Source organism: Pseudomonas sp. zjy_15 (assembly GCF_043101865.1).
GTDB lineage: Bacteria > Pseudomonadota > Gammaproteobacteria > Pseudomonadales > Pseudomonadaceae > Aquipseudomonas > Aquipseudomonas putida_Y.
This window is the reverse complement of the sequence record NZ_JBICII010000099.1, coordinates 1-10509: the sequence shown is the minus strand read 5'-3', so window position 1 is coordinate 10509 and position 10509 is coordinate 1. Positions and strand designations below refer to the sequence as shown.

General features: G+C 60.2%; 12 protein-coding genes and 1 tRNA gene. 9 read left to right on the top strand and 4 right to left on the bottom strand.

Annotated elements, in window-relative coordinates; translation table 11 throughout:
• Positions 1-59: 59 nt before the first annotated feature.
• A complete protein-coding gene (locus tag ACF8EF_RS18125) occupies positions 60-1676 on the bottom strand; it encodes an inorganic phosphate transporter (protein WP_392461758.1) in 1617 nt (538 codons plus the stop codon).
• A gap of 128 nt (positions 1677-1804) precedes the next feature.
• On the opposite strand from ACF8EF_RS18125, the gene ACF8EF_RS18120 reads away from it, so the two are divergent.
• The 7 genes from ACF8EF_RS18120 (at position 1805) to ACF8EF_RS18090 (ending at position 6407) form a co-directional block, all read left to right on the top strand.
• Entirely contained in the window at positions 1805-2191 is a 387-nt protein-coding gene (locus ACF8EF_RS18120) for a DUF488 domain-containing protein (protein WP_209967141.1), read from the top strand.
• 10 nt (positions 2192-2201) lie between these two features.
• On the top strand, positions 2202-2645 hold the full coding sequence (locus ACF8EF_RS18115; protein ID WP_176682230.1) for a GNAT family N-acetyltransferase: 444 nt from the start codon (positions 2202-2204) through the stop codon (positions 2643-2645).
• Between the two features lie 107 nt (positions 2646-2752).
• Positions 2753-3142 (top strand): helix-turn-helix domain-containing protein, encoded by a 390-nt coding sequence (locus ACF8EF_RS18110; RefSeq protein ID WP_209967139.1) that lies wholly within the window; start codon positions 2753-2755, stop codon positions 3140-3142.
• A gap of 63 nt (positions 3143-3205) precedes the next feature.
• On the top strand, positions 3206-3844 hold the full coding sequence (gene uvrY, locus ACF8EF_RS18105; protein WP_003251380.1) for a UvrY/SirA/GacA family response regulator transcription factor: 639 nt from the start codon (positions 3206-3208) through the stop codon (positions 3842-3844).
• 6 nt (positions 3845-3850) lie between these two features.
• On the top strand, positions 3851-5674 hold the full coding sequence (gene uvrC, locus ACF8EF_RS18100; protein ID WP_064493178.1) for an excinuclease ABC subunit UvrC: 1824 nt from the start codon (positions 3851-3853) through the stop codon (positions 5672-5674).
• Between the two features lie 33 nt (positions 5675-5707).
• A complete protein-coding gene (gene pgsA, locus ACF8EF_RS18095) occupies positions 5708-6268 on the top strand; it encodes a CDP-diacylglycerol--glycerol-3-phosphate 3-phosphatidyltransferase (protein WP_021783204.1) in 561 nt (186 codons plus the stop codon).
• 63 nt (positions 6269-6331) lie between these two features.
• Positions 6332-6407: transfer RNA gene (locus ACF8EF_RS18090), tRNA-Gly, on the top strand.
• Between the two features lie 27 nt (positions 6408-6434).
• Here ACF8EF_RS18090 and ACF8EF_RS18085 read toward each other — a convergent pair.
• The 3 genes from ACF8EF_RS18085 to ACF8EF_RS18075 all read right to left on the bottom strand — a co-directional run bounded on the left by ACF8EF_RS18085 (position 6435) and on the right by ACF8EF_RS18075 (position 8789).
• Positions 6435-7082, bottom strand: coding sequence for a hypothetical protein (locus tag ACF8EF_RS18085; protein WP_392461760.1), 648 nt, complete (start codon positions 7080-7082; stop codon positions 6435-6437).
• A 444-nt stretch (positions 7083-7526) separates the two neighbouring features.
• Positions 7527-8042 (bottom strand): DUF4880 domain-containing protein, encoded by a 516-nt coding sequence (locus ACF8EF_RS18080; RefSeq protein ID WP_176682232.1) that lies wholly within the window; start codon positions 8040-8042, stop codon positions 7527-7529.
• A gap of 447 nt (positions 8043-8489) precedes the next feature.
• Positions 8490-8789, bottom strand: coding sequence for a DUF6124 family protein (locus tag ACF8EF_RS18075; protein ID WP_176682233.1), 300 nt, complete (start codon positions 8787-8789; stop codon positions 8490-8492).
• A 130-nt stretch (positions 8790-8919) separates the two neighbouring features.
• Between ACF8EF_RS18075 and ACF8EF_RS18070 the strand changes: the two genes are divergently transcribed.
• Both ACF8EF_RS18070 and ACF8EF_RS18065 read left to right on the top strand, forming a co-directional pair.
• Positions 8920-9573, top strand: coding sequence for a LexA family transcriptional regulator (locus tag ACF8EF_RS18070; RefSeq protein ID WP_003251326.1), 654 nt, complete (start codon positions 8920-8922; stop codon positions 9571-9573).
• A gap of 65 nt (positions 9574-9638) precedes the next feature.
• Positions 9639-10304, top strand: coding sequence for a LexA family transcriptional regulator (locus ACF8EF_RS18065; protein WP_392488519.1), 666 nt, complete (start codon positions 9639-9641; stop codon positions 10302-10304).
• Positions 10305-10509 lie beyond the last annotated feature (205 nt).

Here is a 10509-nt window from a genome sequence, read left to right as displayed (position 1 = left end):
ACCGTTGCCGCCGCTACCGTATTCGCGGGTAAACCCGCTCCTACAGGCGGCGTACGTGTTCAGAAGATGTGGTTCAGCAACCAGTACAGGCTGCCAGCCAACAGCATTGCCGCTGGCAAGGTCAGCACCCAGGCCATCAGCAGATTGAACAACGTGCGTTTCTGAATCCCCGACCCGTTGGCGACCATGGCGCCGGCCACCCCCGAACTCAGCACATGCGTGGTCGACACCGGCAGCCCGAACATATCCGCTGCGCCAATGGTGCACATCGCCACCACTTCGGCCGATGCGCCTTGGGCATAGCTGAGGTGGGTCTTGCCGATCTTCTCGCCAACGGTGACCACAATACGTCGCCAGCCAACCATGGTCCCCAGCCCCAGCGCGATGGCTACAGCCACCTTCACCCACAGCGGAATATAGCGGGTAGCGTCGTCCAGCTGGACTTTGAAAAGCTGGACATGGCTGCGGGTGTCGGCATCGAATGCCACCAAGTGGTTTTTCTCCATGAGGCGGATGGCTTCACTGGTCAGGTACATGTCGTTACGCACGTTGGCCATGGCCTCAGCCGGTACGCGCTTGAGCGAGCCATAGCCTTTGACCTCTTCGCCGATCATCCCGGTCAGCGCCGCCAGTGCTGGTACCAGGTGCGGGCTGGCCTTGGGTTCGGCAATGAACAGGGTCAGTACCTGGCGCGGGTCAGCCGGGGCCGCTTGCGGGGCGCTGCGTACCAGTGCCTGGCGGGTTACCTCGGCGACAGCGGAAAATTGCAGAGCCTGCTCGTTGGGCATGGTCTTGTTCAGCGCGTAAGCCATCGGCAGGGTGCCGACCAGAATCAGCATGATCAGCCCCATGCCTTTCTGGCCGTCGTTGGAGCCGTGGGCAAACGATACCCCGGTGCAGGTCAGAATCAGTATGCTGCGGATCCACCACGGTGGTGGTGTCTGGCCTTCCGGTGCCTGGTACAGGGCCTTGCGTTTGACCAGCGCGCGCAGGGCCAGCAGCAACAGGGCTGCGCAAGCAAAACCGATCAGCGGTGAGAACAGCAGGGCATAACCCACCTTGCTGGCCTGGGCCCAGTCCACGCCGCTGGTGCCGTCACGCCCATGCATCAGTGCATTGGCCACGCCCACGCCGATGATCGAGCCAATCAGGGTGTGCGAGGATGAAGCCGGCAGGCCCAGCCACCAGGTGCCAAGGTTCCAGATGATCGCCGCCAGCAGCAGGGCGAAGACCATGGCGAAGCCGGCCGAAGAGCCGACCTGCAGAATCAGTTCTACCGGTAGCAGGGCGATGATGCCGAATGCCACCGCTCCACTGGAGAAAAGCACGCCCAGGAAGTTGCACAGTCCAGACCACACCACAGCGACCGGCGCCGGCAACGAATGGGTGTATATCACCGTGGCTACCGCGTTGGCGGTGTCGTGAAAGCCGTTGACGAACTCGAAGCCCAGGGCAATCAGCAGCGCCAGGCCCAGCAGAAGGAACGGTGTGGCCGTGGTGATTACCGTACCGCTGGCGGTTACATCCTGCTGAAGGCTCCAGGCGGTGTAAGCGATACCAGCCAGCAGCAAGCTGAAGAACAGCACCAGGCTGGCACGCCCCGGCTTGTTGGCGAATTGCGGGCGCGCGTCGCGTTGGACCAGTTGTGGGGTGCTGGCCACTGACGGGGTTGCCATGGGGGCTCCGGTTGGCGTTGGGCGAAAATGCCGAAGGCCTTGAGCATAGAAACAATTCGTAACCCGGCCGTGACCTCGATCAATGAATTATCTAGGCTCAAGACGGACGGTAATGGCAGGAGACGCCCATGATCCGCTGCAAGCGTGTCTATGATGCGGTTGAGGATGAAGATGGCCAGCGTGTACTGGTCGACCGCCTGTGGCCGCGCAACAAACGCAAGGAAGACCTCCATGGGCAGTGGTTGCGCGAAGTGGCACCTTCGAATGAATTGCGTAAGGCATTCCACCAGGGTGAAGTGGATTTCGCCGTTTTTACCCAGCGTTACCAGCAGGAACTGGCGGCCCACCCCGAGCACTGGTATCCGCTGCTGGACATGGCCAGGAAGGGGACGCTGACATTGCTGTATGCCGGCAAGGACAGCGAGCACAACAATGCACGGGTGCTGGCCGACTGGTTGGAAAACGAACTGGACCGGTGTGGCCCTGGCAGTTCGCCGGTGTGTTATGCCCAATGAGTGCGATGCGATGCCCTTACAGTTGATTCCCGCCAAAGACATTCACTGTACCTTCGCCCGCGACCTCACGCGCCGCGCCATGTTGCCCTACTACCGCGAATACGACCTGCTGTGGATCGAAGAAGCCTTCGACGCAGCCTGGGGCTGGCGCGAGCAGTGGCTGGTGATCGAAGGTGACACCCTGTTGGGTTTTTGCAGCCTCAGCCAGGACCGCCAGGCACTGTTCATTCGCGAGTTGCACCTGTTGCCTGAACACCGTGGGCGGGGCGTCGGTAGCTGGGTGCTGGAAGAACTGGCGCTGTGGGCCAGGCAGCGGCGCCTCCCACTGTTGCGGCTGATGGTGTTCCGCAGCAACCCGGCCCGCTTGTTGTACCAGCGTCACGGCTTCGTCGAGATGGGTGAGGACGATTGCTTTGTGCGGATGCAGCGAGATATCAACGTAGTAGCTAAATGATGGCTTGTCGCAGCCACAGAGCATGGGCATAGTGGATCCACACATTTACGGCTGCCTGCAGGCGGGTAGACCGTGTTTGAGGATACAAGGGAAAAGGAGAAGCCCCTATGAACGGAATCGGTCCGCGACTGCGGGAAGAGCGTGAGCGGCTGGGTATGACCCAGCGGGTATTTGGCGATATCGGTGGGGTCGAGCCCAACGCTCAGGGCAAGTACGAAAGCGGTGAACGCACGCCGCGGGTCGATTACCTGGCGGCATTGGCGGCCAGGGGCGTGGATGCGCTGTACGTACTCAGCGGCCTGCGCACTCCGGCAGCGCTCGAAGGTTTGAGCGCGGATGAGTCCGGTTTGCTGGAGGCTTTTCGGGAGTTACCGTTGGACGATCAGGCGGCGCTCTTGCACCTTTTGGGGCGATTGGCCAACGACGCCAAGCCCCGGCAAATCGTGAGGCCTCTCACCGTCGAACGTCAGTCGTTTCTGAAGGAAGCAATGCGTTAGGCCCACCGTGAAAAATTTTGTTAAGGTGGCGGGATCCAATCGCCCTGCTGACGAGGTGTGTGCTTGATTAGGGTCTTAGTGGTCGATGATCACGATCTGGTACGAACCGGTATTACACGGATGTTGGCCGACATCGACGGCCTGCAGGTGGTGGGTGAGGGAGACTCGGGCGAGTCGGCACTGAAACTGGCCCGGGAGCTGAAGCCGGACGTTGTGCTGATGGATGTGAAAATGCCCGGCATCGGCGGCTTGGAGGCCACCCGCAAACTGCTGCGCAGCCATCCTGACATCAAGGTAGTGGCGGTGACTGTGTGCGAGGAAGACCCGTTCCCCACACGCTTGTTGCAGGCCGGCGCTGCCGGCTACCTGACCAAGGGTGCGGGCCTTGACGAAATGGTTCAGGCCATTCGTCTGGCCTTTGCCGGCCAGCGCTATATCAGCCCGCAGATCGCCCAGCAGCTGGCGCTGAAACCGTTCCAGCCGCAGGGCTCTCCGTTCGACGCGTTGTCCGAACGGGAAATCCAGATTGCCCTGATGATCGTCGGCTGCCAGAAAGTGCAGATCATCTCCGACAAGTTGTGCCTCTCGCCCAAGACCGTCAATACTTACCGTTATCGGATCTTTGAAAAACTCTCGGTCACCAGCGACGTCGAATTGACCTTGCTGGCCGTTCGCCACGGTATGGTTGACGCAAGCCTGTAAAACCTCATGTCCCAAGTCTTTGATGCCAGCGCATTCCTGGCGACCTGCAGCGGTCGCCCGGGCGTTTACCGGATGTTCGACGGCGAAGCCCGGCTGCTTTACGTGGGCAAGGCCAAGAACCTGAAGAAGCGCCTGGCCAGCTATTTCCGCAAGACTGGCCTTGCGCCCAAGACCGCCGCGCTGGTTGCGCGCATCGCCCAGGTTGAAACCACCATCACCGCCAACGAAACCGAGGCGTTGCTGCTGGAGCAGAACCTGATCAAGGAATGGCGGCCACCGTACAACATCCTGCTGCGCGACGATAAGTCCTACCCCTACGTGTTTCTGTCCGATGGCGAGTTTCCGCGCCTGGGCATTCACCGGGGGGCGAAAAAGGCCAAGGGCCGTTATTTTGGCCCGTACCCCAGCGCCGGGGCCATTCGCGAAAGCCTCAGCCTGCTGCAAAAGGCTTTTTCAGTGCGTCAGTGCGAAGATAGCTACTACGCCAACCGCACCCGACCCTGCCTGCAATACCAGATAAAACGTTGCAAAGGGCCCTGCACCGACCTGGTGACTGCCGAGGAATACGCAGAGGACGTGCGCCATTCGGTGATGTTTCTGGAAGGGCGTAGCCAGCAACTGGGCAATGAGTTGAACGCCGAGATGGAGAAGGCCGCCATGGCCCTCGATTTCGAAAAAGCCGCCGAGCTGCGCGACCAGATCGCCCTGTTGCGCCGTGTGCAGGACCAGCAGTACATCGAGGGCGGCAGCGGCGATGTCGACGTCATCGCCGCCTTCGTCAATCCGGGTGGCGCCTGTGTGCACCTGATCAGCGTGCGCGGCGGGCGAGTACTGGGCAGCAAGAACTTCTTCCCGCAAGTGGGCATCGAGGAGGAGGTGGCCGAGGTTATGGCCGCATTCCTTTCCCAGTACTACTTGGGCAACGCAGAGCGCGAGCTGCCCGGCGAGTTGATCGTCAATGTTGTGCACGAAGACTTCAACGCCATCACCGAAGCACTGCACACGCTGCGTGGCCGCGAACTGACCATCAGCCACCGGGTGCGTGGTACCCGCGCCCGCTGGCAACAACTGGCAGTGACCAATGCCGAGCAGGCGCTGAATGCCCGCCTGGCCAACCGCCAGCACATGGCTGCGCGCTTCGAGGCCCTGGCCGAAGTGCTGGGCCTGGATGAAGTGCCGCAACGCCTGGAATGCTACGACATCAGCCACTCCAGTGGTGAAGCTACCGTGGCCAGTTGCGTGGTGTTCGGTCCTGAAGGGCCGATCAAGTCCGACTACCGCCGCTTCAACATCGAAGGCGTCACCGCAGGTGACGATTACGCGGCCATGCATCAGGCCCTGACCCGCCGCTATGGGCGCATCAAGGACGGTGAGGGCAAGTTGCCCGACGTGCTGCTGGTGGACGGTGGCAAGGGCCAGCTGAACATGGCCCGCGATGTGATGCAGGAGCTGGGCTTCACCGACCTGACCCTGCTCGGTGTGGCCAAGGGCGTCACACGCAAGGCGGGTTTCGAAACCCTGTACCTGAACGATGTGCATCACGAATTCACCCTCAAGGGCGATTCATCGGCCTTGCACCTGATCCAGCAGATCCGCGACGAAGCCCACCGCTTCGCTATCACCGGCCACCGTGCCCGCCGTGGCAAGGCCCGTCGAGTCTCCAGCCTTGAAGATGTGGCTGGGGTAGGGCCCAAGCGCCGCCGCGATCTGCTGAAACATTTTGGCGGCTTACAGGAGCTCAATCGCGCCAGTATCGATGAAATCGCCAAAGCCCCCGGCATCAGTAAAAAGCTTGCCGAATCAATTTATGCCAGCCTGCATAGCGAGTAGAATGCCGGGCTCAACTTGCGGCCAGTCGTACCGATGAATATTCCAAACCTGCTCACCGTTCTACGCGTCCTGCTCATTCCGTGCTTCATTCTGCTCTTCTATATGCCCTATGAGTGGAGCTACATGGCCGCCAGCAGCGTATTCGCGGTTGCCGCCGCCACCGATTGGCTGGACGGCTACCTGGCGCGTCGACTGCAGCAGAGCACGCCGTTCGGGGCCTTCCTCGACCCGGTGGCTGACAAGCTGATGGTGGCAGTGGCCCTGGTGCTGCTGGTGCAGACCCACGCCAACTTCTGGCTGACCCTGCCGGCGGCGGTCATCATCGGTCGCGAGATCGTGGTGTCTGCGCTGCGCGAGTGGATGGCTGAGCTAGGGGCGCGAGCACATGTGGCGGTGTCCAACCTCGGTAAGTGGAAGACTGCGGCGCAGATGCTGGCGCTGGTGATCCTGCTGGGCAACCCGCCAGCGGTAACGTTCTGGGTGATCCTGGGCTACGGGCTGCTGCTGGTGGCAGCGGGGCTGACGCTGTGGTCAATGGTGCATTACCTGTTGGCCGCCTGGCCGCACCTGCGCGAAGGCTCGGAAAAAAAATAAAAGTTTTTTGAATCAAGGGGTTGACGCTGTTTTAGAAATCGCTAGAATGGCACCCATCACGACGCGGGAATAGCTCAGTTGGTAGAGCACGACCTTGCCAAGGTCGGGGTCGCGAGTTCGAGTCTCGTTTCCCGCTCCAAATTCGATTCTCAGTGCGTCGCTGGGATCAAAAAGAAGAGGCCTTCAAGGCCTCTTTTTTTTTATGCCTGAATTTTATATCTCGGCTATTTGCCCCGGTTTCGACCAAACGGTCGCTGGGGGCGTACCGAAATTGCAGGGTTTTCTGGGCAGGGTCGACGTAGCGCGTCAGTTGACCAGCGACATCAACTTCATAGCGGTCAATGCGACCGTCTGGACGTTCGCTTTCGACCAGATAACCACGTGCGTCGTAGCGGAAGTGGGTGTGTTCACCCCGGGCATTGATGCTTTCGCGCAAGCGGCCATGGGCGTCGTAGTGATACAGCGTCTGGGCATTGCTGCAGTCGCGGTAGCTGAGCAACTGACCGCACGTGTTCCAGCTCAGGTACTTGCTCTTTTCGAGGGCATCGGTGACCTGGGTAACACGGCCTTCCGGGTCGTATTGGTACTGTGTCTCGCGCCCCAGCGGGTTCTGCTGCCAGAGCAGATTGCCGTGGCTGTCGTAGCCGTATTGCCGAGTCCGTCCGGCTGTATCGGTGACCTGGACGGGCAGTGCCCAATGTCGCAAGTATTTGATGTGTTCGCTGCGGCCGAGGGGATCGCGGGTTTCGATCAAGCGGCCGATATCGTCGTAGCTGTAGCGCCATTCACCTCCTTGCGGGTCGATGCGCTTGATCAGCTGTCCCGCGATACATTACGCGGCTCTGGATAGTCCCTCTGATAAACCTCCTTGCTAATCCGCCTCCCCAGCGGATCATAGGCAAACACCACCCGCTCACGCTCGCCACTGCGGTACTGCTCCACGCAAACCAGCCGCTGTTCGGCGTCATACTCGAAATACTGCACCCAATTGCTACCGATCCGCTTCTCGCACAGCCGCCCAAAGGCTTTCAACCCAATTACTCAACAACCGTTCAAAGGTTTTCGGTTGCCCCGAGGGTTGTTGCAACAGCCAGCGAGGGTGGCGTTGGTCGAACAGGCGGATGTGCCTGTCATGTAAGCAGGAGGTGGTGCAAAACGAAGCGCGAGTCCAGGCGCGGCATTACTGTACCCAGGCTATCGAGCAACTGAAGTCGGGCATGCGCTCGGGCAGGGACTTACAGGCATGTTGAAGCGCTGATCAAGCCCAGAACCCAACCAGCACCAACGCCGCCACACCCAGCCCGACCGCAACAGAGCAGCCACCCAGCGACAGCGCCGCCCGGCCTTGCCGATACCAGCCGTCATGGCCCAATTGCCGTGCCGGCGCCAGCAGGCTGCGCCACCGTAGTTCCGTATCGTGAAACGCCTGCAAGTTCGCCGTATCGGCATCCAGCCAGCGGCGGAAGTCGATACGCTCGCACACCGTCACCTGTGGGCTCTGCAGGCGCACATACCATTGCCCGGCCACGCTCGCCAGCACATCCCGGCGCGAGCGGCCGGCTTGCAGCGCCTGGCCCATGTTGCGCTCGATACTCGCCAGTGGCAGGTCAAGGCGCACAGCAATGCTGGCGAAGTCCAGCTGATCGAGGCGGTTAAGCAGGAATACTTGCTGTACGCGCCGTGGTAGCCGCTTCAGTGCATGCAGCAGGGCATCGTCGGCATCATGCTCGGTAGCAGGAGTGGGGTGCTCAAGGGGCAGCAGCAGACGGGTCATGGACAGCTCCTTGCTCTATAAAGGGGAGGAGGGGGCATCTTCCGTGATGCGTGATCAGCGTAGATTAAACGAGATTGATTCTCAAGTGCTGATTCCGCAAAGTTTTGTAACGAGCGTTCACGCCCTGAAACACCTTTGCTATCATGCGCGCCATCACGATCTTCATTAGCCTGAAGAGCCAAAAAAAAGACCCGGCAAAAAGCCGGGTCAAAAACCGTGATTAGCCTGATGAGGAGATAATCTGAGAGCGACCTAAGCTTTCAGGTTATCCAGCGGATCTCGCGATCAGCTGAGTGCAATAATAATCGTTATCATTTGGCAGTCAAATGAATTTTCGCTAATCCGGTAAAAAAGTTTTACCGGCGCGCTTCCTTGTCCCGGCAATCGGGGCTTTTGCCGTTACCTGGCTATCACGTTCTCTCCCTTCTTTTTTGTCTATAAACCCGCTCACTCGGTGCGTTTGTGCTCCAGCAGTGCGCGAGCCATGTCCATCATGTGCATCAAAGCGAACGTCAGTTCGCGTTGGCTGCCGTGCTGGTGGGTGGCGGTTTCCTGGGCGGTGGCCGCAGCGCAGCGCAGCAGGGCGATGGCGTGTTCCTGGGCCTGGTCGCTGGTTACGCCCTCGTGCAGGGTCCAGATTTTGTTGTCCAGGGTAGGCCGTGGCGGGTTGGGGTTGAGGTAGTAGTCGAGCGCGCGGCGAGCGGCTTCGCTGTCGAGATCTGTTTCGTCGTTTTTCGATGGTTTCATGGCAATACCTGCTGATTTCCCTTCAAGCACACTGGAATCACAGAATAGGTCAAGCTGTACTATGTAGTGCCAAATAAATAATTCAGATTGTGTATTGCAGCGGTTAATACAGTCCGTATTGTTGCCGCTCATGGAAAACTGGAACGCATTTCTCAAGCGCTACAAGCGCGAACATAACCTCAGTCAGCTCCAACTGGCCGAGCGCCTGGGCATGACGCAGGGGGGCGTGGGGCATTGGCTGCGTGGCACGCGTCGGCCGACGCTGGAAACCATCAATGAAAAGCTGGAGAAGCTTGGGCTGGTGTTTCTGGAAGCCCAGGTCATGGTGGTCGAGCGCGACATCGTGCGTGAAGCGCAAGGGCTCTATACGGCCGAGCAGCCGGTTTCAGCCGAGGCGCTGCTCTATGCCAGCTTCCGCTTCCCGGTGCTGAGTTGGGCTGACCTGCAGGGGCCATTGCCTGAAACGAGCACGTCCCATGAGCAGACGGACTATATGCCCGCCGGGAATGCGTTCTGGCTGGTGGTGGAAAACGACTCGATGAACGCGGCCAGTGGCAAGAGCGTGCCCGAGGGCATGCGCGTGCTGGTGGATACCGGGTTGGAGGCACAGCCCGGCAGGTTGGTCATTGCACGGCAGCCGGGGCGCCCGGCGGTATTGCGGCAGTTGGTCGAAGAGGGTGGAGACAAGATGCTCAGGCCACTGAATACGCGCTATCCGACGGTTTTGTGTGAAGAAGGCTGCGCGTTTCTGGGAGTGGTGGTGCGGGTACATGGGGCCTTCTAGGCTGCCGGGTTGCTGCGAAGCTGTGTCACGCCACGAGGCCGCTATACGTGAGGGGCATGCCAGCCATGAACATGGATAAGTGGATTGCCCTCGTTCGCGACCGGATGGAGGAATTAGGGCTTACCCAAGAGCAGCTTGCCGAGCGCGTAGGCGTGTCGCAAGGCAGTGTAGGACATTGGGTGAACAAGCGGCGCCAACCGAAGCTCGAGTCGATGAACCGCACTTTGGTTGAGATTGGCATGCCCCACTACTGCGTCCGCTTGCAATTGCGTATTCACGGGCAGGCTGATGGCGAACGTTGTGTTTCTGGGGTGGATGACGATGATGACGAACCCGACCTCATGCGATACATCGTTTGCTTCCGTTACCCGGTGCTGGGTTGGAGTGAGTTAGAGGCTGCAACGGCTGTAGAGCCTGCTGTTTTCGAGCAGACTGACTACCTGGCACAGGGCAAGGCGTTCTGGCTAATCGTGGAAAACGATGCCATGAGCGCTGTCAGTGGCCGCAGTGTGCCGCAGGGCATGCGGATGCTGGTGGACCCGGGTGTAGAGGCTGAGGCGGGGCGTTTGGTTATCGCTCGTCAGCCGGGCAAGCCGGCAATTTTCCGCGAGCTGGCCGAGGAAGGTGGGCAGCGTTATCTGAAGGCATTGAACAGTAACTACCCGGCGCTGTTGTGCGAAGAGGGTTGCGAATTTCTTGGGGTGGTCGTGCGGGTGCATGGGGCCTTTTGAAAGGGTTTGAGTAGCGGCGGCAACGGTGAACGGCGGGGGAAGTTGGCCAGCAGGGCCGGCCCTTTCGCGGGTGAACCCGATCCTACGGCGGCCTGCGCCCAATCACCGATGTGTGTCCACCCCCGATAGGAGCGGGTTTACCCGCGAATACGGTAGCGGCGGCAATGGTGAACGGCGGGTGGAAATTGGCCAGCAGGGCCGGCCC